This is a genomic window from Flavilitoribacter nigricans DSM 23189 = NBRC 102662, from assembly GCF_002646595.1.
GTDB classification, from domain to species: Bacteria; Bacteroidota; Bacteroidia; order Chitinophagales; family Saprospiraceae; genus Flavilitoribacter; species Flavilitoribacter nigricans.
Genome location: NZ_PDUD01000038.1, coordinates 43,579 through 69,789, shown reverse-complemented (window position 1 = coordinate 69,789; position 26,211 = coordinate 43,579). Strand labels below are relative to the sequence as shown.

The window sequence follows — 26,211 nt, the reverse complement described above, 5'->3', positions numbered from 1 at the left end:
GAAGACTGCGCTTCGCGCAACATTACTACCTCCGAGTATAGCTAAAAAATCTTCTATTTTGTGACCGCATCCGTCAATCGGATGCCACCCAATTTCGCTAATCCAGTAAGATGATCCATATGCACCTAAGCCAATACCACATGCAAAAACTGTCCATTCTGTTCGTATTGTTTTCCAGTCTGCTTTTGATGAGCTGCGAGAACGAACCGGCCGCGGAAAATGATCCGCCCAACATCATCTACATCCTGGCCGATGACCTGGGCTACGGGGACATTTCCGCCCTCAACGAAAACTCCAAACTGCAAACGCCCCATATCGATGCGATGGCGACCAACGGCATGGCCTTTACGGATGCGCACAGCAATTCGGCGGTGTGTACACCCACCCGTTACGGTATTCTGACCGGAAGATACGCCTGGCGCAGCTCGCTGAAAAACGGGGTGAGCTGGAGCTGGAGCGAACCCCTGATCCAGCCGGAGCGGCCCACGGTGGCCAGCTACCTGCAGGCGCGAGATTACCAAACGGCCTGCATCGGTAAATGGCATCTCGGCCTGGGCTGGGCCAAGGACACCAGCGGCATGGCGGACATCACCCAGCCCATCAAGGGCGGACCGGTGCACTTAGGATTCGACTATTTCTACGGCATCACCGCCTCCCTGGATATTCCGCCCTACGTCTACATCGAGAATGATCGCATTACCGCTACTTCCATCGATACGGTGGAGGCGGAAACCGGTAAACGTTTCTGGCGGCGCGGACCGGTAGGTAATGACTTCAAACACGAAGAAGTATTGCCCAAACTGACAGAAAAAGCCGTCGAGTATATCTCCGGACACGCCCAGGATGATCAACCCTTTTTTCTGTATTTTCCGTTGCCGGCGCCGCATACGCCCATTCTGCCTACATCGGCCTTTCAGGGGAAAAGTAAAACAAATGCCTACGGCGATTTTGTGCTGATGGTAGACGATGTGGTGGGGCAGGTGCGCCGGGCGCTGGAGGCCAACGGGATCGCCGAAAATACCCTCGTCATTTTTACCAGCGACAACGGTTGCTCACCGATGGCGGATTTCGAAGAACTGGCTACTTTCGACCACAATCCCAGCTACGTCTTTCGCGGACACAAAGCAGATATTTTTGAAGGAGGTCACCGGGTACCTTTTCTGGTACAATGGCCCCGCACCATTCCGCAGGGAAGCGTTTCCGATGAGACCGTCTGCCTGACGGATCTCATGGCCACGGCGGCCGCTATACTACAGGATTCCCTCTCCGCCGGGGAAGGGGAGGACAGCTATAATCTGCTGCCGCTATTGGAAGGCCAAACCCTCTCCGCGCCCGTGCGGGAAGCGACCGTCCACCATTCCATCAACGGCAGTTTTTCCATTCGTCAGGGCAAATGGAAGCTGGCCTTCTGTCCGGGATCGGGTGGCTGGAGTGCACCCCGGCCGCAGGAGGCCGAAAAAATGGAATTGCCGCCCGTACAGCTCTTCGATATGGAATCGGACCTGGCGGAAGCAAACAACCTGTCGGAACAACATCCGGAAATCGTCAGTCGCCTGACGGCCCTGATGGAGCGATACATCGCCGAGGGTAGAAGTACGCCGGGAGCGGCCCAGAAAAACGATACGGAAACTTTGTTGTACCGCTAGCCCGGATTTTTCGGTCAAATGGCTAAATTAGGGGCGATTTGTTTAACCGGCGCTCGCTCCTGATGATCCCCTCCTGTACGTTTCGGGCAGTGCTCCAAGGTATTAGGTATGTCTCTGACTCCGGCCGCATGGCTGCAGACTGAAAGTTTCGTCGCGAACGTGGACGGTCAGGATTTTGTGTTTACGCTGACCGTCAATCCCTACGGGGAGGTGCTGGAGATACGCAACAATTTCCTGGATCTGCCCCCGGCTGCCCAATCCCTGCTGGTTGGATCAAAGACTGCAGCCATTCGCCGCAAATTGAAGCAGATCCAGTCCATTATTCCCTTTTACGTTCCGTTGGCCACTTTGGGTTATTCTTCCGGTGAGGAATGGGCCGGTATCGGTGAAAAAATTCGTCTGCATCAACAGGAGATCCCGCCGGAGGAGCTTCCTCCTTTTGAAGACTTGCTCCGGGATGACTGGGTAAAGCAATTGTACCGGCTGCACGAAAAAGGAGAAAAAAAATTACTGGAAAATCTGTCGCTATTAATTGATCATAAAAAGGACAATCGCTGGGTATTTTTCCGGATGTTCAACGAAAGCCCCTGTCCTCTCGCCGAACCAGTATTGCATTGCCTTTATCCGATGGAAAGCGATAGGGAGGTAAGGGTGGAGATTATCGATGGGATCTCCATTTTAAAAAACGAGCGTTCCCGTCGCTTTTTGTGTAAAGAACTGAGTCGGAAGAAAAATGCTTCGCTCTACCGACCTCTCCTGCATGGACTGGCAGGATACAAACACGATAAGATCCGGCTACAATTACTGAAACTCTACCAAGAGGACCGGGAGACAATTGTGAACGATTATCATGACTATTTTATTCGGGCCCTGCTGCCGTATTCCGGCCCCGAGGTGGAGCTTATCATGAAGGAAGCGTTGAATGGACCGCATGCTTATTCGGGGCTATACGCTTTTAATTTTTTTCGCGAAAGAGGAGCCGACCCCGATGTTATGGCCGGAAAACTTCACGAACAACTGCGACGTAAGGAAAGTGCCCAGCATGTCCTGAGCGCCTTACACGTGCTGAAATCACTGGATAACGAAGCTTATCTGCCGACATCGGAAGAACTGGTAAACTTGTTTCTCTGGAATAGCAGTGCGGAAGGATCCAACCAACTTCAGTGGCAGCTGAAAGAAGTGCTGCGGAATTGCGTAGAGGAGATCCATTTTACCCAACTGGAACCGATGCTCGGAGATCCCGATCCGGAGATCCGGATAGCGGCCCTGGATTTTTTTGAAATGGGACAGGGTAAAGAATTTATGCAGATCGTGAAACTGCTGGAAGATCCGGACGATCGGGTGAAAAAGCGGGCGCTCCGTAACATTCAGGAAATGTCTCATCGTTTTCGGGCACCCCAGGCCCTGGATCCGTTGGTGCGAATGTGGGAGCAGGTAGGCCCGGAATTTCAGGAAGATATCATGTCTACGCTTGCCTCTATTCTGGAAAACGCTCCGCGGAAACGGACCTTACCGTTCCTGATGGAACACCTCCGGCATCCAAAACCGGCGGTCAGGCGGTCGATCGCCCGGGCACTGGCTCACTTCCAGAGTCCGGAGATCTACCCGGCCATCCAGCAACTGCTGCGGGATAATGACCAGTACGTACAAGAGTACGCCCAGAAAGCCATGATCAGTTTTCAGGCCCCGGAGCGGGGTAAAGAGATCCTGGAGGACCTGAAAGCGCTGCCGAAGGACCAGGTGTTGAATGAATTCGTAAAATTGAATTTTGCGGACGAGCTCACCAAAAAGGCGGTGTGGGAATGCTTTGATTATGTGGTGGACTTGCTGGAGGCGGATTATATGGATCTGGCAGCTACCGTTCTGGCCCGCATCATGAAGCAGGATTATGTAAAGTAAAAATTTTAGTCTTCGGCTGAATTGCCGGTAAAAAACCGTACAACCGGAATTTTAGGTCCGGCCCTGGTGTTGGTAAGATCGAACACTGGAATTAAATAATGATAAAAAAACGCCGCTTTCATGTCAATGCTCCCGCCCGAATGGACGACCGATATTATCCAGTCCGTGGAACACGCCGGCCAGGCGTTTACGCTGGGCTTTCGGGTGAACCTGTTCGGTGAGGTGATCCGGGTGGATAATCATTTCGCCCAACTGCCTCCGGCTGCCAGAGTGCTTATGCTGGGGGATATCGATTTTCGGCCGATTGAGAGGGAACTGGAACGGGCCATCGCTTATCACCGGCTGGCTTTTCCGATGGCGGCCCTCGGGTACCTGTCCGGGCCGGAATGGGCGCTCTTCCAGCAGTGGCTGCAAAATACCTGGCAGACCTTTGGTCCGCATTCCATTCCTGATCATGCTACTTATCTGACCGATCCGCTGACGCATGGAATATACCTGTTGGAAGATGAGTCCGGAACGAAAGTACTGGACCTGATCCGGGAGATCCTTACCGCCGGAACGGCCTGGGAGGAAAAAATCGAAAAGACTTTTGTGGTGCCCGATCCCGCCTGGGAGCTGGTATGGATCAATTTTCTGCCGGTTATGCAAAAGGATTACCTCAAAGAAAGAATGTTCAAGCAGTTTGGGCTTTTTCGGACGGAGCGCGCCTGGCGGTTTTTGCTGGCAGCCCTCAAGAGACCGGATTATCAACAAATGCAAAATTCGATCCTGGAAGGACTGCAGGCGTTCCGTCATCCCGAAATTTTGCAGGAATTAAAAACTTTCCTCGAGCAACAAATGGTTGGAAATGACAAGATGGGATTTTTTACATCCTACCAGTTAATGGAACATTTTGCCGCTTACGGAACGAGTGATCTACAACCTCTGCTCTACCGGGCACTGAGCACGGATACAGTGAACGCTGCGGGTAAAATCCTGGAAACATTAAGCATTACCGGAGCTACCGAGACAGCCATATTCGATTGCTTATCCCAACAACTGAACGAGACAAAAGCGCCTGGTAAGATAAGGGCCTGCCTAAGTGGGATATCGGAATTGGAAGATCCGGCACTATACCTGCCGATGGCAACAACAATACCATTTCTCCGCTGGGCCTATGATCAGCCGGAAGACGATATGCTACCGGTATATCTGGGGCGGATCCTGAAGCGTATACCGGAGGAGGAGGTCATCCCGAAGATGAAGATACTCTGGGAAGATGATCACTCCCGGGCCCGGGAGCTGCTGCTGGAGGTGATCTACGAATCAGGCCGGACGGACCTTTTATTCCTCGTATTATCCGTATTGGATTCCGGACCGGATGATCTGCAAATGAAGGCCATGTCTATCGTGGAATCGCTGGGCAAAAAAATGGAATTACCGGAAGTTGTCCCCAAGCTGATTGAACTGAGTGCGTCGGAAAACGAAGAAGTACAGGCGAAAGCACTTTCGACCCTGTGTGCGGTGCTGAAGCTGACCCATGATGCCGTTGCGCTGAAGTGGCTGGCGGACCGGGCCCGGCAGATGGAGGATACCTACCTGCAGGAAGAGATTGCCGAAGTACAGGATGCCTGGGGACTACCGGAAGGCGAGGCCATTTTGGAAGAACTCTGTGCGAATGATAATAGCGGATGGCACTATGGTGCCCAAAAGTCCTTACAGAAGATTCGGGTTCGCAAAATATCCCAAAGGATCCGGCAAACACTGGACAGCAAAACCGACGATGAGGTACTCGCCGCTTTCTTAGCGTTCAGTCAATCGGCGGATGAATTGGAGAGAAAGGGATGCTGGGCTACCCTGGATTATTTATTGGAGCGATTAGGACCGGTATCCTACGATTTTCGGAGATTGGCGGAATGGAAATGTTACGGCTGGGCCAGTGAAATGGAAATGCGGCGGCCCTTGCTGGGACGGCCGGGAGGATTTGTGCTGATTGCCAGTATGGGGCAGATGGGAGGTATGGAACTCTACGATTACATCCAATTTCCCCAAAGGACCCGGGATTTTCCCGATTGGATTCGCTACGAGACTTTAATTGAAATGGGCTACGCATCCTGGTGAGTACATACCAAAACTGTTCAAACGCAAGATATGCACGACATGCCTTCCAACTGGGTAGCAACTTTTTTTCATGATCTCGGTCCGCCCGATCGGGGGGTAGCACTCAGTTACCAGGTCAATTTATTCGGAGAGATCCTGGAGGTGAAGAATCATTTTTTTGAGTTGCCGGAATCCGCCCGCCTGTTGATAATGGGAAAAAGACAGGAAGAATCCATTCAAACCCGGGAAGCATTTGAGATCATACGTTTAAAATATATGCTCCCCATGATCGCCCTGGGGTATTATCCGGTGGATGCATCGCAGCTCGATTACCGAAAATGGATCAGTTCCGTTTGGCGTACTTTGCTCGAAACGCGGAGTTTTCCCGATCACTCCGATTACGTGAGCTGTCCGGTAGCTTTGGGATTGTACCGGTTGGAGGAAGAAGACCCCGCCCATCCGGTATTCCAGTTGCTGGAACAATTGTTGTTCGGTACTGGAGACCTGTCCCATGTGCTCAACCGACTGATCCATTACCCTTTTTCTTTTTTGGAACCCTTATTCTTTGGACTGCTAAAGCGTGATAATGATCACGGGGAGCCTGCCATCATTATCGAACTCCTGGCTAATTTAGGTACGACTACGGCCCGGGATTATCTGATGGATCAGCTAGCGTTACCCAAAGAAAGTAGATTACACGAGCTGATCCTGGAAAAGATCCAACAGCTGGACCTGCAGGGCCGAACCGATGACCTGGTTGCGTATTACCATGCCTATAAAGGAGTGATGTCTCCGATGAAGTGTAAAAAGTTGTTGATCAACATGATCAATAACCCATCCGCTGCTGTGAAGCCGATCTTATACCGGGAACTCCAACAAAGCAATAGTGAGATTCACTATGTCGCTTTCTGGGGGTTGAGACTGCTCGGTGAGCCGCACCTGCAGATAGCAAAAACGCTGGAAAATATAATTCGCTCGGAAGGGGATCCGGACTTGCTAAAGCAGACATTAAGCGCCTACAGCAGCTTTGAAGCATTGGAGAGTCAATTGACCGTAGCGGAATGTTTGGGTTTGTTCCGCCGCCTGGAAGCTACCGGTCCGGATCAGGCGTGGCAAAAGGATCTGGGAAAAATAATGAGACGTTTGCCACCGGGATTGGTACTGACCCAATTAAAAGAGGAATGGAAAACGCTATCGCCCGTCAATAAAGCACCTTACCTGGACCTGATCCGGGCCATCAACATAAAAGCGCTGGTACCACTGGTGCTGGATGCGCTGGAAAGTTTGGATCCTTTTCTGAAGATCGAGGCGCTGGAAACCATCGCTGATTTGGCTGATGATCATGCCATTCCGGAGGTAATACCCAGGCTGTTGACCTTCCGGACTTCAAATAGCAGCGGTCTGCGGGAAGTTGCCCTGCTGACCCTTTGCCGGGTTTTGCAGCGTACTCCGGAAGAGCGGGCGCTCGACTGGCTGGTGCGGGAACTGCCCCAGGGAAAGCCGATCACCCAACGCGCCATTATCAGTGTTTTACCGGCTTATCAGGATGAGCGTTTCATTCCGCTGATGCGGGAATTGTACGACAATCTCGAACTGGATCCTCTGGTACGATCCAAAGCGGGAGACGGGGTGCTGGAATTGGAGGTGATCAAGAGAGCCAGCGAGATCCGACAACGTTTGGAGCAGCTTCCAAATGATTTGCTTTTGGAAGCCGCTATGGAAGATTACCAGCCCGAGAATTATCTGGAAATGCGGGCATTCTGGAAAAATTTTGATTACCTGCTGGAGCGCCTGCCGGACAAACGATATGAGTTATTACAAATGGCGGAAATTAAACATTCGAGATCCTGGATCGGCTTAAATGTTTACGAAACATTCCGCTACAAACCCGGCGGGATGGTTATCCTGGGATTGATCCAGCGAAAGGAGGCCATCCGCTTTGCCTGGCATAATCGGGATTTCGGTGGGGAAAGTTTTATGCTCATCGATTAGGATGAACGGACGGTCTGTTGAGGTAAACGTGAGTTATGCGAATCAGGAGTTCAGTTGGAGGAAATGTGCCGTTAGGCATAAAGAGTAGGTAGCAAAATGACGTAGGATCAAACCAAATTATGTCAAGTATAGAATTCACAAACGCAAACAAACTGCATTAGCCGGGGAATTATTCGGGTGATCGTTGAATTAATATAAACGGCCCTTTCGGGCAATGCTGAATCTGATGTCACAAAAAAACGCCATAGCGACCTTTATCCCCGATCGATTCATCGATTCGGCGACGTACCGGGAAGACCTGGCCGGGCATACCTTCGAATTTGCGGTGCAGTTTACCGTTTTCGGAGAGGTACTGGACGTCAAATGTACGTTTCTGGACCTGCCGCCGGTGGCGCAGCAACTGATGCTGGGAGATCGGTACCAACGGATCTCGGAAAAGGTCCGGGGAGTGGTTGATCGTTTTCGCTTTCTGGTGCCGCTGGTGGGATACGGTACGGTCGGCGGTGATGCCTGGGGGGAGATTAGTGAAAAGCTCGGGGCTATGAAAAAACTGGATGGCTACCGCAAACTATCCTACCGCAAGCACATCGCTGACGAATGGGTACGCCTCTCCTGGCTGGAATATAAGAATCGAACGGATAAACTCTTACTACTCCGCACGCTGTATTTTGGAAGAAATGAGGTCCGGTTAAGAACTGTGGAAAAGATATATCCCCGCCATGCAACTCTGTTGGAGCCGGTACTCTACAACCTCCTGCTTCTCGAGGATTACGCGATATACCGCCGGCTGATCTTCACCGTACTGGGTAAACTGGGCAGCGAGACGGCCCGGCAGTTCCTGCTAAAACAATTAACCGATGAGCAGGACATCGATAAGCAGAAAGGTGCACTGGCCGGTCTGGCATATTCCCGCAACGAAGCCGTGGGGCAGGCGCTGGTCGACTATTACCACGCGCAACCGAACCTGGATTCGGAAAGGCTGGAATACCTGCTGATCGGATTGCGGTTCTATACCAATCCTGCGGTGCGGCAGATCTGTCTGCGGGAGGCAGTCGGTAAATTCCACGGCAACAGCGAACGTCTGTTCAAGCGACTTCAGCAAAATGGAGTGGGCGAGCAGGAGTTACATGAAAAACTATCGCGGGTATTGCGGGATCGTCCTTCGGTAGACCAGGTGGTCATGGCACTGAAATTATATACCAAGTTTAAAAGAAATGACCTGTTACCCGATGGAGATATGCTTTTGGGTACACTGGTGTGGTCCGAAAAAATCAACAACCGCCACCAAATACGCCTGTTGTTGGCCGGCTTGTTCGACCGTCGTTCCGTAAGAGCAGCAGTGCTGGACCGATTGACCAGTCAGGTGACGGACCCGAACGCATATACGCGATATCTGACGGCGGTTCAACTGGGATATGCCGGTCGGGCCTCCCATTTCAAAGTGCTATTCCCGCTCATTCAGGATCCGGATACCGGTGTGAGCAATCAGGCATTCCTTTCCCTGGAAAATCTGATGCGTAAGTATCCTAAGCAGGACCATGTATTTCGATTGATCCGGGAACTCCGGAATGAGATCGTTCCCCCGCGACAGGAAAAACTGGTCAGGATCCTGACTCCCGTACTGGCCCGCCACCGGGGATCAGTGGATACCAATCTTTTCTTAGACCTGCTGAAAAGTGAGATCCCTTCGGTGCGGTCGGAGGCTGTCCGTGCATTAGGCGAGATCGCTACGCCGCGAGCGTTGGAAGGGGTTCGGCGCGGTCTGCGGGATAGTCACGCCATGGTTCAGCACACGGCCCGTCAGGCCATCCATCGTAAAGAAAAAGCGACGAAGTCGGCGGAAGGAGCGGATACCTGGGAGTTGTACCGGATATTTGGGATTATCCTTTTTGTGGTCGTCCTCCTGTTCAGGAATTGTTAATCGTATCCTCCAAATTATTAGAATGGTTTTGGGGGGAATTGGCTATTAAAAACAAGCGGGCAATTATGGCTCAGCCAGGCATAAAAAACGAATTAAGGCTGGATTGGTGAGATTTGGCAAACCAGTTCAGTTCCAAAAATAGCAATGGAGAATCAAATTCCGGAAAATCTGATCACTCAGGCCCGCCTGCAACGAAAAGTTGCCGGCTACAGCCTTTATTTTGACCTGACCTGCACGGCCTACGGAGAACTTGTGGACCTGCAGGCCGATATCCTGCGTTGGCCCGAAGGCGCCCGCCGACTGACTTTCGGTGACGACTGGGAAACGATAGAACGGGAACTCCGGCGTAGTGAACCTTATTTCCGCCTCGGCGTTGCGCTGGCCGGACAGGGCGTTTTAACGATAGGGGAGTGGGAAACGCTCACCGCAAACATACAGACACTGCGGGAGCTGCCGGAATTTCGGGACCGACCGGGAACGGGCTGGATCGCCGACCCCTGGCTGCATTGGGTCTGGCACGATACACCGGAGGGCACCTCTGCTTTGGACCTGGAAATGGTAGCGGATCTGTTCCTGAATAAACACCGGAGCCGGGTATTGCGGGAAATGCCGGACCAACCCGCTGCCTTTATGGAACCCGTACTCCTCAATTTGCTGGAGTGGATACCGGAATATCATTTCCGGGAAGTGTACGTCGCCCTGGGCCGGCTCAATACCGAAAACGGGCAACAAGTACTCCTGCGGGTACTGGAAGACCGCAGTCTGGAAGAGCAGCACGAAGGAGCCATTTGCGGTCTGTGTTTACATCCTTCTCCCCAGGTCCGGGAGGGTCTGCGGGTATACTACCGCCGGCATCCGAAAATGCCGGATAACAGCAAAGTGCATATATTCTCTACGCTTGCTTCGGACCGGGATCCGGCGCTTAAAAAATGGGCACTGCGGGAATTCCCCCACGAGTATATCCGATTGAGCGAGGTGCTGCTGGATATTCTCCGGTCCGCAGAAATGCCGGAGACCGAAATTGCCGGCATCCTGCTCAAAAAGATCAGGGGCCGTGCCCCGATCAAAGTGATCTATAGCGCTTTGCAGCATTTCGTAGCTATGGAGGCAACGGACTTACTGCCTCCCGTTGAAGATTTGAAAAAATTGATCGAATGGGCGGCCGCTCAGGACGAGGGGTATACCCTTCGTCCGTCGATAGCCGCTTTGTTGCAACGCCGGCCGGCGCCCGAAATGGGAGATTTTCTGCAGGGCATGACCCGGCAGGAGAACGAAAAAGTGGTGGCTGCGGGCCTGTATTATCTAGGTATGCTGGGAGCGCCGGCCCACATTAAAGCGGTTTTTGCCAAAGTACATGATGAACGCTATTCGGTAGCTTCCCAGGCGCTGACGGCCTGCAAGCAACTGTTGGAAAAATACCACGATCCGGAGCTCCTGGCTTTTTTCGTTGCCGGGATCAATAACGAGGATAAAATGGAAAAATTGAAATTTCTCCAACTGGTCACACCGCAGATGTGGAGCGACGGAACGGATGATTTTCTGAATATCCTGATCGGGCAGTTGAACCATTCGAGTCCCAGTGTCCGGATAGCCGCACTGGAAGCACTCCGCCGCTTCGGCCTGGACCCGGCATCCCCCTGTTTGTCGGATATCCGCGAGGACCGCCATCCCAGTGTGCGAAAACGCGTGAACCAATTGTTCTTTCCGGAGAATTAATTTGCGGTAAGGAACTAAAAAACTACTGATTCGATTTTGTAAACATGCAGATCCACCCCATACCGGAAAAATTTCAAACCGCGTTCAGGTTCACCCGGGAGGTGAATGGGACCGCTTTTGATTTTACGGGGCGGTGTACGGTGTTTGGCAAGGTACTGGAGGTGAACTGTCATTTCCTGCAGTTGCCGGAGGTCGCCCAGCGGCTGATCACTCTGCATCCGATCCAGGAAGAAATGGAACGGATCCGACGCATGATCCCTTTACAGATCCCACTTTTGGCCGCAAATTTTCACTGGTCGGAAGATGGGCAGGGATTATTGGAACAATTGACCTCGCTTCAGCAGGATCCGGCCTTCCCTACGCTGGATCCGGAAGTCCATATTCTGGAGCCCTGGGTGCGCAACTGCTGGCTGCGCGCCCATTACCGTACGATCAATGGCTATCACCTGGCCCAAAAGCTGGTCTTCCGCGAGAAAGAGATATTAACTGCTCTGCGGGAGATCTCGGGCCGGGAAGCGGAGGTTATGGTCCCGGTGTTGATCCGGCTGGTGGAAGAAGGGCTACCCCAGGAATTGCTGGAGGCAGCCTACCGGGCGCTGGGCCGGTGCCGAACCGACGAAAGCCTGGATTTTTTATGCAGCAGATTGTTCGATCCGTCCCGGCTAAAAGAACATCCCCAGATCATTGACGGACTAAAAAGGTACCGCTTACCCAACCAGAAGCGGCGGATCTTTCGCCATTTTTTGACGCGGTGGGAGGTCGACGATGAACGGATCTTTCCGGAGCTATCCAAGTTACTGCGGACTATCGCTCCGGCCCGGTGGATCCGTAAACTGGCATCAGGTCTGGATCATCCGGAAGAAGCTGTACGACGAAGAACGCTCATGCTGTTGCCCCATGTCGCAAAGCCGGAGCATTATCCCCGTCTGCTGCGGGAAACCGAAAGTGAGGACGCAGTGTGGCGGGCCGCGGCTTTTCGGTCCATCCGGGTACTGCTCCAACGGTACTTTATTCCCAATGCGGTTGCGCCGCTGATCCAAAGAATGGAAAAGGCCGATGCCAGTCTGCAGGCAGCCTGTATCCAAACGATGAAACCGGCTCTCGGCAAGGAGAACTACCAGTATGTGATCAGGCCCCTGTTGAGCGCCCTGCAGCACCCGGCTCCGGAAGTCCGGGTGGCGGCCATCCATGCGCTGGGGGTATTTCGGTACGAAGAGATCGAGGAGGAGATCGAAAAGTTGAAGGCGGATCCGGAACCGGTGGTCAGTCAGGCCGCCCGGGCGGTCAGAAACAGGCAGAAAGCAAATCCGAAAGTGATTTATGAGGAGGGGCTTTCTCTTTTTATCACCTTTATTTACATTTTTGTGATGGTGCTGGCGGTGAAAGGATGTCTGCTGGCAAGCGGTAGTGGATAGTCTCCCGCTGACGGTAGCTGTAATCCAGTAGAAAGAAAGTTTAATCATTGAATATATGCAACAATACCCAAACGGCGCGCACGCTCTGATGATCGCATTACAAACGCCGGGGCCCAAAGGACAGATGGGCGTTCCGGTACTGCTCTGGGGACGACCCGGGGTTGGTAAATCCAGTTTTCTGGAAAGCCTGGCCCGGCCCGAATTCCCCGTGTTGACCCTGATCGCTTCCATTCACGATCCGACGGATTTTTCGGGTCTGCCGATCCACCACGAAGGGAAGGTCCATTACGCTATTCCCGAATGGGTGAACCGTTTTGAAGCCGGTGGTGTGGGGCTGTTGTTCCTGGACGAACTGACCACCGCACCGCCTTCCGTGCAGGCCGCACTGCTGCGGGTCGTACTGGAACGAAAAGTAGGTTTTCATCCGCTTCCACCCGCCGTGCGGATCGTGGCCGCCGCCAATCCGCCGGATCTGATGACCGGCGGCTGGGAATTGTCTCCACCTTTGCGCAATCGCTTCGTTCACCTGCAGTGGGATCTTATCACCGAGACTTATCTGAATGCCCTGGAGTCGGGTTTCCCGACAGCGGAGATGCCCGGGATCGACCCGGTGGCCCACGCGAACCTGCTCCCGGAATGGAAGCTGCGGATCGGCGCTTTCCTGAAGCGGTCGCCCAATTTGCTGCACACCACGCCCGACAGTGATCCCTATGCTTTCGCGAGCCCCCGTTCCTGGGATTTTGCGGCCGCCCTGCTCACTTCCTGCGAACTACTGGGAGAAGCTCCCGTACAGGGGCAGGCCGGCAGTAAGGATTGTCTGGAACTACTGAAGGGCTGTCTGGGAGAAGGTGTGGCCATTCCGTTCCTGGAATTTCTCAAAAATCTAAAGTTGCCGGATCCGGATGAAGTACTGGATGGAAAGATCCGGGTCAAGGTAAGCGATCTGAATGACGGAGAGGTTTACGTCCTTTTCGGCGGATTGAACCGGGCACTCCAGCGTCGCTTCGATCAGGACGATCTGATCGATGCTACCCTGACCTATTTTGACCTGACGCAGGATATTTTCAACGACGGCCGGCGGGATCTCATCTATGTATCCCTCAAGCAGATCAGCCGGGAGGGCTTGCTCATGAAAGCCATGGCCGCCGCCCAGCGGGAAGGGCCGAATGTTTCGAAAAGGATCATGGACGCGATACAGTCCCTCTTTTCGGACGAAGGGCTGAAGGAGTTCATCCATGTTTTCGAACGTTGATCCTATTTAACCGTCTTAACGTCCAAATATCCGACAATACATGACTCCCGAAGCACTCATCCGTTTTGCCCGGGCCTATTGCGCCCAGAAATTGCCGTGGTTTGCGCCGGCCCTGTTCCAGTGCCGGATCCACCTGACGGAACAGGTGAAGATCGCGGCTATTGATCCTAATTTCAATATTTATTTTAATCCCCGGGCGATCGAGGCTATTGACGGATCTACCGACCGGGACGGAAGCCTGGCCCAGATCGGCTTTTTGTGGATCCACGAAATATCGCACGTACTGCGGGAACACTATCTGCGGTCTAAGGAAAGGAACGCCCGGCCTTACCTCTGGAACGTCGCCGCTGATCTGGAGATCAACGACAGCGACTGGAAGGGTCTGACGATGCCCAGGCGGTTCCCGGGACTCCTGCCGTCCCGTTTTCAAATGCGGAACGGCCAACTGACGGAATATTATTACCAGATGCTGGGGGGTAAAGGAGAGGCCGTAGTGGCCAGTTTGGCGGGAATACAGGAGGTCGATGGCAATTGGGATTGGCCGGATGAAGGAAGTGGGGTGCACGGGCACTCGCGCCCCTGGGAAGTCCGGCATACAGACGGTCAGCAACTGGATGAAATGGAAGTGGATATGGTACGCCGTTCGGTAGCCATGGAAATGAAAAAGAGTTCGGGTATGGGCAGTATGCCCGGCAACTGGAGCCGCTGGGTAGAAGATAAACTGCAACCCCGGGTCGACTGGCGGCAGGTGCTCCGTCACCGGATGAGCGTGGCCATTAATCAGGGCGTCGGCAGCCGCATCGATTACTCCTACCGCCGACCCAGTCGCCGGCAGGCTGTTTATCACCCCATTTTGCCTCCCTCACTCGGCGGCGATATGAGCGCCCGGATCACCTGTGTGGTGGATACGTCCGGTTCCATGGGGCCGGAGGAACTGGGCCAGGCGGTGGGAGAGGTCTGTGCGGTACTGGAAGCTTTTCAGATACCGGTGACGATCATCCCCTGCGACGCCCGGGCTTACGAACCCATTATGATCGCGACGCCTTCGGATTCTTTCAAACTAAAGACCCTCAAAGGCGGTGGCGGAACGAATATAATCGTGGGCATCGAGGCGGCGCTGGCCGGCAAACCGGCACCCGATAGTGTACTGGTGCTGACGGACGGTTACACGCCCTATCCGAAGCAGCTGTATAAGACCCCGGTGGTCTTCGGGATCTTCACCCGGGGCCGGCAGGCCAGTGTTCCCAAACCGCCCAATCCACCCTGGAAACCGGATACGGTGGTAGAAATACCCCTGAATGGAAATTAATGTTATTTTAGGCATCAAATTTCCTTACATGACTTCCAATCGCACCTTTTGCCTGACCCTCTTTTTTGCCCTTGGCATCATTAATCTGTTTTCCCAAAGCGCACCGCCCAATATCCTGTTGATCATGACGGATGATCAGGGATACGGAGACCTGGCGTACCACGGTAATCCGCAGATCCATACACCGGCCCTGGATAAACTTGCCGCCGAAAGTGTCCGTTTCACCAATTTCTACGTGAGCCCGGTTTGCGCACCTACCCGTTCGAGCCTGATGACCGGCCGGTACAACATTCGCACCGGCATTTTCGATACCTACTGCGGCGGCGCGATCATGGCTCCGGAAGAAAACACCATGGCCGAGATCTTCCGCGATGCGGGTTACGCCACGGGGCATTTTGGGAAGTGGCACCTCGGAGACAATTACCCTTCCCGTCCCCACGATCAGGGTTTTATGACTTCCGTCTGGCACCAGTCGGGTGGTTTGGCCCAGGTAGGGGATGTGCCGAATTACCACCGTCGGGACAGTGCTTACTTTGATCCCATCCTGTGGAAGAACAGTGAAAAATATCCAACCAAAGGTTATTGTTCCGATGTCTTTACGGACGAAGCGATCCAATTTATGCAGGCGCACCGGGACGGCCCTTTCCTGGCCTATCTGGCGTTCAATGCACCGCATACGCCCCTGCAGGTGCCGCAAGAATATTACGATCGCTATAAGGATATGGAAATTGATCCCGAGGTCTTCCGGAATAAGGGAGAGTACGTGCACGATATTTCCGCCAACCACCAGGAAGCGGCCAGAGGCGTATACGCCATGGTCACCAATATCGATGACAATATCCAACGACTGATGGACGCCCTGGAGGAACTCGATCTGGCCGAAAATACCATTGTGATCTTCCTGACGGATAACGGTCCCCAGCAGTATCGCTATGTCGGCGGCTTCCGGGGAACGAAAGGGACCGTGCGCGAGGGCGGCATTCACGTACCCTTCTACATGCGACTGCCGGAGGGCATGGCGCAGGTGAATACCGTGGAGCAGACAGCGGCTCACATCGATGTCTTGCCCACTTTGGCGTCCCTCTGTAAACTGGATCTCCCGGAAAATACCCCGCTGGACGGACGGAATCTGTCTGCTTTCCTGCAATCCGCCGAAACGCCCGCGCTCGAACGATCCCTGTTTTTCGAATGGCAACGCTCTTATCCTGAATTGTACCGCAATATGGCCGTCATCCGGGATGGTTATAAACTGATGGGGTTTGTCGGCGGAGATGCCGACATCAGTGAGTTTGAGCTTTACAACCTGGAAGAAGATCCCTACGAGGCCCGGAATATCGTCGAAGAAAAGCCGGTCATTGCCCGCTGGCTGAAAGCCGAACTGGATCGTTGGCACGCAGATATCATGGCGAGCCCCCATATCAATGATCTACCGCGGATCGTGGTCGGCAGCCCGCACGAAAATCCAAGTCTGCTCAATCGCAACGATGCCCGCGGCCTCCAGATCATCTGGGCCCAGCCGGACGTGTACGTGAGTTGGGATGTCACGGTTGCCCGGGCGGGAGCCTACCGGGCGAAAGTACATTTTACTGAAACCCTGCCGGAACGGGGGCGCTTCATTCTTCGTATCGGCAACCGCACTTTTACCAAAGAGCATTCCGGTGGCGAGGTGAACGAACTGGTCTACGAAAGTCTCCCGCTCGTAACGGGCGATTTTAAGATCGACGGCTGGTTTACCGCACCGGGCGGTAAACTGCTGACGCCCTTCTATCTGGAACTGGAACGACTGGAACATGAATGATACCCTCTACGATGCGGTGATTATCGGTTCGGGACCGAACGGACTGGCGGCGGCCGTAGAGTTGGCCCGCAATCAGCAAAAAGTACTGGTGCTGGAAGCTTCCGATCAGATCGGTGGTGGTACGCGCACCGCGGAACTGACCCTCCCCGGATTTCAGCACGATTATTGTTCGGCCGTGCATCCGCTGGGCGTATTGTCTCCCTTCTTCAGCAGTCTGCCGCTGGAGGATTACGGTTTGGAATGGATCTACCCGGAAGCCTCCGTGGCGCATCCGGTAGACGACGGGCCAGCGGTCCTCTTTTACCGGGATCTGGCCCGGACGATGGATAACCTCGGTTCGGATGGGAAGGCCTGGGAAAAGCTGGTGCGCCCCTTTTTGCGGGATCCCGATAGCCTGCTGCGGGATATTCTCGGTCCTCTGGGCTTACCCGAAAGCCCGCTGCAACTGGCGCGCTTTGGTATGAAGGCCATCTGGCCCGCCGAACAACTGGCCCGCTACCTGTTTCGGGAAGAACGCACCCGGGGATTTTTCGCCGGGCTGGCGGCGCACAGTGTACTGCCCCTGGACAAGGTATTCACCTCGGCGATCGGGCTCGTTTTTGCTGTGAGCGGCCACGTGGTCGAGTGGCCGGTAGCCGCCGGTGGTTCGGCGCGTATCAGTCGGGCGCTGGCGGATTATCTGATCGATCTCGGAGGGGATATTCGCACCGGGAGCTGGGTCCGGGAACTAGAAGATCTGCCGGAAGCCCGGGTTTATCTTTTCGATACGGACCCCATGCAATTGGCGGAGATCGCCGGCCCCGTACTGCCGCCCGCTTATGTCCGGCGTTTACAAAAATACAATTATGGTCCGGGGTCCTTCAAACTGGACTGGGCACTGGACGGGCCTATCCCCTGGAAAGATAAACGCTGTCTGGAAGCTTCGACTGTGCATCTTGGCGGTACGCTGGCGGAGATCGCTACCAGTGAACGCGACGCCTGGCTGGGGCGGCACAGCGAACAACCGTTCGTATTGCTGTGTCAGCAGAGTCAGATTGACCCGCTCCGGGCACCGCAGGGCCAGCACACCGGATACGCCTATTGCCACGTGCCTTTCGGGTCCACGGTAGATATGACCGAAGCCATCGAGCGGCAGGTGGAGCGTTTTGCTCCTGGCTTCCGGGACCTCATCCTGGATCGCCACACGATCAATACCCGGGAACTGGCTTCCTACAATCCAAATTATTTCGGCGGTTCCATTTCCGGCGGCAGCAATGATATCACCCAGCTGTTTACGCGTCCGGTAGCCCGTTTCGATCCCTATACCACCCCCAATCCGCGGATCTTCATCTGCTCGGCATCCACCCCTCCCGGCGGCGGCGTGCACGGGATGTGTGGTTACCATGCGGCGCAAAGCGCTCTGAAGCGGCTGGCGCGTAGTTCTACCTGACGCGAAGTGGATTAGTACTGACGTGCTTATAAACGTCAGGATTCCCAAATTGCTTCGATCAGCACAGATCATTGGGATCGGGAATGTTAAGGTCCTTTCTCCGACGAACACACCACTTTATATATAGGTTTTATTAATAAATCCAATGCGCGATATCTGAATGGCGTGTGGAAAAGAATGGAGTGGAATACGCTGCCTGCGGCAGGGATATTCGCCAGGTTTTATTGTGGACCTTTGGGGTCGACCGATGTGCCATTCGGAAACCATCGACGCATATTTTCAAATTGTAGAATTATAAAATAGAGCATTAGTATGTCAACCAAATTAGAAGGAAAAAAAGTAGCATTTTTAGCAACTGACGGTTTTGAACAAGTAGAATTCACCAAGCCCTGGGCGGCAATGAAAGATGCCGGGGCGACCGTAGAACTCATTTCTTTAAAAAAAGGAAAGATCCAAGGTTATAATCATACCGAAAAAGGTGATCAGTTTACTGTCGATAAATCGATCGATGAAGTGAAAGCTTCCGATTATCACGGGCTGGTACTGCCCGGAGGTGTCCACAACCCGGATACCCTGCGTACCAACAAAAAGGCCGTGCAGTTTACTAAAGATTTCTTTGAACAACACAAACCGGTAGCTGCTATCTGCCACGGTCCCTGGATCCTCGTGGAAGCAGGTGTCGTTCGCGGCCGCAAAATGACCTCCTGGCCCAGTCTGAAAACCGATATTGAAAATGCCGGCGGACAATGGGTAGATCAGGAAGTTGTAGTGGACGAAGGACTGACCACCAGCCGGAAACCCGAAGACCTGGATGCCTTCTGCTCCAAAGCAGTAGAAGAGCTGGCGGAAGGAAAACACGCCGGGCAGGTAGCCTGATCCGAGTGGATCACTACCATTGCGATCTGATCGCAATTGATTCCCCAAGCTGTTAAATTTAGTATTGTTTTCTCAGCATTTGACCTTTTCCGGTTTAACCTGGAGAAGGTCATTTTTTTTGAGATGCTGAGCCGGGAGCTTTGCCGGCCAGTAACAGGACGGCCTCGTAGGGTAAGTCGATAGATCCGCCAAAATCCCTGATCGCTGATTCCACTTCCCGAAACAACTGTTCCTTAATGCCGGTCGGTAGATTGTGCTGGTAGGAAAAAGTGTCCATCAGCCGGATATAATCCGCAGCGGCCAGTCGGTGAGTGTGTGGATAGGCGAAAGCCCGCACGGGGCCGAAGTGAGGCGATGCGGCAAAAGAATCTTCCAGGCTACCACTTTTGGATTCGAGCGACACGTACTGTCGGCCGATCTCCGGTGGGATGACCCGGTCGTAGATATCATCCAGTGTTTTGCGCAGGGTATTATTCTGGTCGCGGTGTTTGCTCACATTTTTAATGATGGCCAGGGTGCCGCCGGCCCGCAGTAGAGCCGCTGCCCGTTCGAAACGGGTAGCCGGATCCAGCCAGTGAAAGGAAGTAGCACATACCAGGGAGTCGTATCCGGTTTCCGGAAGCGGCAGCGCTTCGAAGGCGATCTGTTCGAAGGAAACGTGAGGAAAAGTCCGGCAGTGTTGCCGGGCGATCCGGATGAGGTCCGCTCCGATGTCGACGGCGTGCAGCGCGGCACCCAGGGGAGCCAGTGCCCGCGTGAGCTGCCCGGTACCGCAACCGACTTCCAGAATGCGGGCGGTAGGGGAGAGCGGCGCTTCGCGAATATAAGTGGAGATCAATTCCGGTGGATAGAGCGGTCGGAAACGATCGTAATCAGCGGCAACTTTGGAGAAGGTCAGTTTTCCGGATTCGTTGAGGAGCATAGTGCAGGATTTGTTTTAAGGCCAGGGTTGGTGGCAAAACATCTGCTTCGGAAAAATAGTTTCCGCGGCGACCTCTTCCGGTAATATTTGGGGAAAGAAAAGTCTCCGCTGGCCGCAAATAAATTAGCCACAAACCGGCACGATATCCTGCTGCAAAGGTGAGACCCTTTTGGCGGCTTGGAAGCTTGTGCGGTCCGTGGCTAAAAGCAACCTCAGTTGCCTTATCGTTTAGGGAAGACTAATGGGTTTCCTCCCGGCCAGGAGACTAATCTCTGAATTCTTCTTTAGCCTCTACCTGACGGAGTGCTGCCTGTACGGCGTTTTTCTGTCTGGTCAGCAGGCTGCGGGTTGATTCGGGCAGGCCACTTTCTTCCAGAATGTCATCATACTCATTGATGCAGTTTCTCTCACCGGTGATGCAGGTTTCCAGGACGGACTCTTCCTTATCAAAGGACAGTGCCGTTTTGAAGTCGATCCAAGCGCGGTGCATAGTACCTTTGAAGGTACCTTCCGCTTTGGGCGTGCCGCCCAGGTTTCTCACTTCATTCTGCAATTCGCGGATGAAGCCTTCACGTTCGGTGACCTGATGATTGAAAAAACTAATCAGCCGGCTTTCGCGAACGTTTTCGGCCGCTTTCCGGTAGCCGCGTACGGCGTCGTGGTTCTTTTCGATTACATCATTGAGTTCTTCGATGATCTCATTGTGGTTTTGCATAGGAAAAAATTATTTGGTTAAAGAATGGTTGAATTTGATGGGGCTCTCAATGATGGTTTATGGCAGCGTAATACGGATTACACTGCTTTTTTGTTGATCCCGTATACTGCGAGATCGTTCAGTTCTTCGTTGCAGTTGCTTTCCTGATCGAGGATCTCGTCCAGCATGACCGCGATCTTTTCGTGACCCAGGGTCTTGGCGTATTGCACGGAAGTACCGTAACCGGAGATCTCATAGTGTTCGATACGCTGAGCGCACGCAATGAGACCGGCATCCTTAACGGCTGCTTTCGCATCTTCGCTGATCAGGCCTTCACACTCCTTGATCAGTCCCTCCATGGCGTCGCATTTCGTATTGCCGGGATTGATATCCATCTGATCGCAGATATCTTTCAGGGTAGCGAATTGCTGTTTGGTCTCATCCAGATGGCGGGAAAATGCCTTTTTGAGTTTGGAATCACTGGCGGTTTTTACCATTTTCGGTAAAGCTTCGATAAGCTGTTTTTCAGCTGAGTATAAGTCCTTGATCTCATGGACGAACAACTCCTGTAAGTTTTTCATAAAGATTTTAATTGAAATTAGTAAGGGTATTTCAATTGGGGCGGGAAAACCGGAGCAGACGACAGTACGTCACCGGGTAGAAATGGTGCGGGCAAACCCGTCCAAACAGCCGGTCGGCAGCATTATCGGTCTCCGGTATTTACGAAAGGAATAGTTCTGCAGAATATTTTTTCGTCTCTCTATATACCTCAATACGGAGCGTCGTGTTTGTTTTTATGCTTTATTTCATACCCGGGAATACGTTAAAGTTTGGCGCAATCTCGCATTTAGATCACTCCCGGACCAGGCGGTACGGGGCTTTAGAGCCGGTTTCCAGGGTACCCGAATTATTCTTAAATTGCGGATATACAGCAGGTGAGGAAAAATTATAAATCACCAAAATTTACTGTTATGTATGCGATTTATCACGACCTTTGGATCGAAGCATCTGCACCGGCTGTATACGACGCCGTCACTTCCCCGGATCATCTGGTCAATTGGTGGCCGCTCCGCTGTAGCGGTAAACCGCAACCGGAAGCCGAATACAATTTTTACTTTACTCCGGAATACGATTGGTACGGTGAGGTGATCAAGTGTACGCCCGACCGGGCTTTCCACATCAAAATGACCCGATCCGATGAAGACTGGGATCCGACTGCTTTCGGTTTCGATCTGGAACCGGCAGGAGCCGGAGTGCAGCTCCAATTCTGGCACAAAGACTGGCCGGCCTGCAACCACCATTTTCGTCGCTCTTCCTATTGCTGGGCAATCCTCCTGCAGGGGCTGAAGCAATATGTTGAAAAAGGTATCATCGTTCCCTTCGAAAACCGCGAATAAACACAAAACTTCACCCCAACACATTAACACATCAACACTTTCACACGTCAAAACGTCAAAACATCAAAACATTTCAATGAAAATGCCTAACTATCGCCAAATTATCCTACTACTCACCCTGCTGCTCAGCAGTCAGGTATTTCTCGGCGCACAGGACAACATCCGCGAACAACTGGAGGCCATCGCTATTATCGATCAGAAGGTCATGATGCCCATGCGCGACGGGATCCGACTGGCCACGGATATCTACCGGCCCAAAACGGACCAGCCCGTACCCATTATCTTTTCCAAAACACCTTACAATTTCAATTCCTGGGGCGACGGAGAAGAACGGACCCGCACTTACCAGCGCGCCATCGAGGCCGTGAAGCGCGGATATGCCTATGTGGTACAGAACGAACGGGGCCGCTATTTCTCGGAAGGCAAATGGGACATCCTCGGGCCACCCACAACGGACGGCTACGATGCGTTCAGCTGGATGAAAAACCAGGAATGGTCCAACGGTAAGATCGCCACGCTTGGGTGCTCCTCCACCGCCGAATGGCAGATGGCGGTTGCGGCCCTCGATCATCCCGCCCACGCGGCCATGGTACCGCAAGGTTACGGAGCCGGAGTCGGTCGCGTAGGCCGTTTCCACGAACAGGGCAACTGGTACCGCGGCGGTGCCCAGCAGATGTTATTTACCGCCTGGCTGTACGGCGTACAGAACGATGAGTTCCGGCCCCGCATTCCGGAAGGCGCTACCCAGGAAGACCTGATCCGGATCTCCCGTTTCTTTGATCTGGCTCCGGAAATGCCGCGGGTCGACTGGTCCGAAGGACTGGCCCACCTGCCCGTGCAGGACATCATCAAGAACCAGCACGGTTCCAAGGGCATCTATTTCGATATGATCCGCCGCAAACCCAACGACCCGGCTTGGTACAAGGGAGGATTGTACCACGACGATATGCCCTTCGGCGTACCCAGCTTCTGGTTCGCTTCCTGGTACGATGTCTCTACCGGTCCCAACCTGGAACTCTATAACCACGTGCGCAATAATGCCAAGGATCCCGAAGTGGCCAACAACCAGTACCTGGTGATCGCGCCTACGCTGCACTGCGCGTATACGCGGGCTACGGAAAATACCATTGTCGGCGAACGCAGTGTGGGAGATGCCCGCCTCAATTACGACGAACAGATCTACGCCTGGTTCGACTACTGGCTGAAGGGCGAGAAGAACGGTTTCCTGGAGGAAACGCCCAAGGTGCAGTACTATACCATGGGCAGCAATAAATGGCAACACGCGGACACCTGGCCGCCCGAATCGGCCAAGATGACGACCTATTATTTCAGTAGCGGAGGCCAGGCCAACAGCCTCTACGGTGACGGCCGGCTGAGCCTGCAACCTACCAAAGGCAGCAAGCCGGATAAATTTGCCTACGATCCCATGAATCCGGTACCGTCTTACGGCGGTAACGTCTGTTGCACGGGCAACGCCGTCCAGGGCGGTGCTTTTGATCAGCAGGTCATGGAGACCCGGCACGATATCCTGGTCTATACCAGCGAGCCGCTCGAAGAAGGGATCGAGGTGAGCGGATTCATTGAGAGCACGCTCTACGTTTCTTCCGATGCCAAAGACACGGATTTCACCATCAAGATTATTGACGTCTATCCCGACGGAACGGCCTACAATCTGGATGAGACCATCCAGCGGGCCCGCTACCGCGAAGGCTACGATCAGGAAGTTTTTATGAAAGACGGCGAAGTGTACAAACTGGAAATGACGCCGATGTCGACCAGCAATTACTTTGCCAAGGGGCACCGCATCCGCGTCGAGATCTCCAGTAGTAATTTTCCGCGTTTCGAGCGAAACCTGAATACGGGCGGCAATAATTACGATGAATCCAAGGGCGTGATCGCTCACAATACGATCCATCATTCGGCGGACCATCCTACGCAGATCCGTCTGCCGATCGTACAATCGAGTGCAGCTTCCCCGACTTCCAGCCGGCGGGACTGATCCGGAAGGTTTATGCTTTCGATGGCTATTGCTATTGCCATTGCCATTGCCATTGCCATTGAAATTGCTATTGCCATTGCCATTGCCATTTGTAGTGTAGCCATCCGACAGGATAAGAGCTTTCAAAACGTTTTATAAAATTTAATCCGGCAGCTCGCCGGCACCAATTGATTATGACTATTGTATCTGCACCTAAACTGGAAAAACTCCGGGCCCGGGCCCGGCAGCACATAAATCTGCCTTACCTCCTGTATGGGCTCATCGGTCTGTTCGGGTTCGCAGCCTGTGCGCCGGAGGCTGAAGAAACGGACGGCAACCCGCCCGCCCGGCCGAACATCGTGTTCATCATGACGGATGACCACGGTTACCAGGCGATGAGCGCCTACGATGACCGGTACATCCAGACGCCGAATCTGGATCGCATCGCGGAGGAAGGCGTGTTGTTCACCAATAGCTTTGTGACCAATTCCATTTGTGCGCCCAGCCGGGCGGTGTTGCTGACCGGTAAACACAGCCACCTCAACGGACAGATCGACAACCGAGTGCGCTTCGACAGTTCGCAGGCTACTTTCCCGAAATATCTGCAGGCTGCCGGCTATCAGACCGCTCTGGTCGGAAAATGGCACCTGCGGAGCGAACCCACCGGTTTTGATCACTACGAGCGGCTCATCGGACAGGGCAATTATTACAATTCGGATTTTATTGAGAACGGAGAACGCAAACAGTCTGCGGGTTACGTCACGGATGTGATCACGGATAAAAGCATCAACTGGCTGGACAAGCGGGATCCCAACAAACCCTTCTGTCTGCTGGTGCACCACAAGGCGACCCACCGCATCTGGATGCCGGACACCGCACTGCTGAATGATTTTGCCGGGGTGGAATTCCCCGTGCCGGACAATTACTTCGACGCCTACGAAGGCCGGGAAGCGGCCACCTACCACGAAATGGGGGTGTTTAAGGACATGGACATTGTCTATGACCTGAAGATGCTGGATAAGGAAGGTGAGTTCAAGACCCGCTACCGCGCGGCCTACGAGCGCATGTACGGACGTATGAACGACGAACAGCGGGCCGCCTGGGACGCCTTCTACGACCCGGTCATCAAGGATTTTATGGCAGCAAAACTGGAAGGAAAAGACCTGGCGCTCTGGAAATACCAGCGCTACATGCAGGATTATCTGAAGTGCGTGCGCTCGGTGGATAACAATGTCGGTCGACTGCTGGATTATCTGGATGACAACGGACTGGCCGAAAACACGCTGGTGGTCTACACTTCGGACCAGGGATTTTACCTGGGAGAGCACGGCTGGTTTGACAAACGCTACATGTACGAGGAATCCCTGCGCACCCCGCTGGCAATGCGTTTCCCCCAGAGCCTGAATATCAGTGGTAAAAGCCCGGCGCTGGTTCAGAATATCGACTACGCGCCCACCTTTATGGACCTGGCCGGACTGGACGTACCGGAAGACATGCAGGGAAAATCGCTGATCCCGCTGCTGCAGGGCGACTCAACCGAGTGGCGGCAGGCCATCTATTACCACTACTACGAATACCCGAATGAACACGGTGTGAAGAAGCATTACGGCGTGCGGACCGACCGCTATAAGCTCATCCATTTCTACGGCGATATCGATACCTGGGAGTTGTACGACCTCCGGGAAGATCCCCACGAAATGAATAACCTTTACGGAGAGCCGGCCTACGAATCGGTAGTGACGGACCTCAAATTGCGGATCGATGATCTACAGGAAACCTACGCCGTGGATCTGATGTAGGCTAAAAAAACAACTCCCCGGCCAGGAAGGGGCCAGGGAGCCATGGTTGATGGAAAGTCAACGGAAGAAGTAAAACCGGGTGAGGAGTG

General features: G+C 53.5%; 18 protein-coding genes. 15 read left to right on the top strand and 3 right to left on the bottom strand.

The annotated features are described in order from the left end of the window. Positions 1 to 119: 119 nt before the first annotated feature. The 12 genes from CRP01_RS31015 to CRP01_RS30960 all read left to right on the top strand — a co-directional run bounded on the left by CRP01_RS31015 (position 120) and on the right by CRP01_RS30960 (position 19,332). Positions 120 to 1,646, top strand: coding sequence for a sulfatase family protein (locus CRP01_RS31015; protein ID WP_222845846.1), 1,527 nt, complete (start codon positions 120 to 122; stop codon positions 1,644 to 1,646). A gap of 108 nt (positions 1,647 to 1,754) precedes the next feature. After that, positions 1,755 to 3,545: a HEAT repeat domain-containing protein gene (locus CRP01_RS31010; RefSeq protein WP_099153959.1), complete on the top strand. Its 1,791-nt coding sequence runs from the start codon at positions 1,755 to 1,757 to the stop codon at positions 3,543 to 3,545. Between the two features lie 120 nt (positions 3,546 to 3,665). Beyond that, positions 3,666 to 5,645, top strand: coding sequence for a hypothetical protein (locus tag CRP01_RS31005; protein WP_143473601.1), 1,980 nt, complete (start codon positions 3,666 to 3,668; stop codon positions 5,643 to 5,645). Between the two features lie 30 nt (positions 5,646 to 5,675). Next, positions 5,676 to 7,616 carry a HEAT repeat domain-containing protein gene (locus tag CRP01_RS31000; protein WP_099153957.1) on the top strand — a complete coding sequence of 647 codons (1,941 nt, stop codon included), beginning with the start codon at positions 5,676 to 5,678 and terminating at the stop codon, positions 7,614 to 7,616. 226 nt (positions 7,617 to 7,842) lie between these two features. Continuing rightward, positions 7,843 to 9,537: a HEAT repeat domain-containing protein gene (locus CRP01_RS30995; protein WP_170110615.1), complete on the top strand. Its 1,695-nt coding sequence runs from the start codon at positions 7,843 to 7,845 to the stop codon at positions 9,535 to 9,537. Positions 9,538 to 9,681: 144 nt separating this feature from the next. Continuing rightward, positions 9,682 to 11,253 carry a HEAT repeat domain-containing protein gene (locus CRP01_RS30990; RefSeq protein ID WP_099153955.1) on the top strand — a complete coding sequence of 524 codons (1,572 nt, stop codon included), beginning with the start codon at positions 9,682 to 9,684 and terminating at the stop codon, positions 11,251 to 11,253. A 44-nt stretch (positions 11,254 to 11,297) separates the two neighbouring features. Continuing rightward, positions 11,298 to 12,668: a HEAT repeat domain-containing protein gene (locus tag CRP01_RS30985; RefSeq protein ID WP_099153954.1), complete on the top strand. Its 1,371-nt coding sequence runs from the start codon at positions 11,298 to 11,300 to the stop codon at positions 12,666 to 12,668. 55 nt (positions 12,669 to 12,723) lie between these two features. After that, positions 12,724 to 13,920 (top strand): AAA family ATPase, encoded by a 1,197-nt coding sequence (locus tag CRP01_RS30980; protein ID WP_099153953.1) that lies wholly within the window; start codon positions 12,724 to 12,726, stop codon positions 13,918 to 13,920. A gap of 40 nt (positions 13,921 to 13,960) precedes the next feature. After that, on the top strand, positions 13,961 to 15,229 hold the full coding sequence (locus CRP01_RS30975) for a vWA domain-containing protein (RefSeq protein WP_099153952.1): 1,269 nt from the start codon (positions 13,961 to 13,963) through the stop codon (positions 15,227 to 15,229). 28 nt (positions 15,230 to 15,257) lie between these two features. After that, on the top strand, positions 15,258 to 17,027 hold the full coding sequence (locus tag CRP01_RS30970; RefSeq protein WP_099154016.1) for an arylsulfatase: 1,770 nt from the start codon (positions 15,258 to 15,260) through the stop codon (positions 17,025 to 17,027). Continuing rightward, positions 17,020 to 18,456: a phytoene desaturase family protein gene (locus CRP01_RS30965; RefSeq protein ID WP_099153951.1), complete on the top strand. Its 1,437-nt coding sequence runs from the start codon at positions 17,020 to 17,022 to the stop codon at positions 18,454 to 18,456. The genes CRP01_RS30970 and CRP01_RS30965 overlap by 8 nt, the downstream gene beginning before the upstream one ends. 312 nt (positions 18,457 to 18,768) lie before the next feature. Continuing rightward, positions 18,769 to 19,332 carry a type 1 glutamine amidotransferase domain-containing protein gene (locus tag CRP01_RS30960; protein ID WP_099153950.1) on the top strand — a complete coding sequence of 188 codons (564 nt, stop codon included), beginning with the start codon at positions 18,769 to 18,771 and terminating at the stop codon, positions 19,330 to 19,332. A gap of 109 nt (positions 19,333 to 19,441) precedes the next feature. On the opposite strand, the gene CRP01_RS30955 is transcribed toward CRP01_RS30960, so the two are convergent. The 3 genes from CRP01_RS30955 to CRP01_RS30945 form a co-directional block, all read right to left on the bottom strand. Then, positions 19,442 to 20,254 (bottom strand): class I SAM-dependent methyltransferase, encoded by an 813-nt coding sequence (locus CRP01_RS30955; protein WP_099153949.1) that lies wholly within the window; start codon positions 20,252 to 20,254, stop codon positions 19,442 to 19,444. Positions 20,255 to 20,519: 265 nt separating this feature from the next. Next, positions 20,520 to 20,969 (bottom strand): ferritin-like domain-containing protein, encoded by a 450-nt coding sequence (locus tag CRP01_RS30950; RefSeq protein WP_099153948.1) that lies wholly within the window; start codon positions 20,967 to 20,969, stop codon positions 20,520 to 20,522. Positions 20,970 to 21,046: 77 nt separating this feature from the next. Next, positions 21,047 to 21,529: a YciE/YciF ferroxidase family protein gene (locus tag CRP01_RS30945; protein ID WP_099153947.1), complete on the bottom strand. Its 483-nt coding sequence runs from the start codon at positions 21,527 to 21,529 to the stop codon at positions 21,047 to 21,049. A 390-nt stretch (positions 21,530 to 21,919) separates the two neighbouring features. Between CRP01_RS30945 and CRP01_RS30940 the strand changes: the two genes are divergently transcribed. The 3 genes from CRP01_RS30940 to CRP01_RS30930 all read left to right on the top strand — a co-directional run bounded on the left by CRP01_RS30940 (position 21,920) and on the right by CRP01_RS30930 (position 26,122). Next, entirely contained in the window at positions 21,920 to 22,345 is a 426-nt protein-coding gene (locus CRP01_RS30940) for an SRPBCC family protein (protein ID WP_099153946.1), read from the top strand. Positions 22,346 to 22,427: 82 nt separating this feature from the next. Next, positions 22,428 to 24,344, top strand: a complete 1,917-nt coding sequence (locus CRP01_RS30935) for a CocE/NonD family hydrolase (protein WP_099154015.1) — start codon at positions 22,428 to 22,430, stop codon at positions 24,342 to 24,344. Positions 24,345 to 24,541: 197 nt separating this feature from the next. Next, positions 24,542 to 26,122 (top strand): sulfatase family protein, encoded by a 1,581-nt coding sequence (locus tag CRP01_RS30930; RefSeq protein ID WP_394337780.1) that lies wholly within the window; start codon positions 24,542 to 24,544, stop codon positions 26,120 to 26,122. The last annotated feature ends 89 nt before the right edge of the window (positions 26,123 to 26,211 follow it).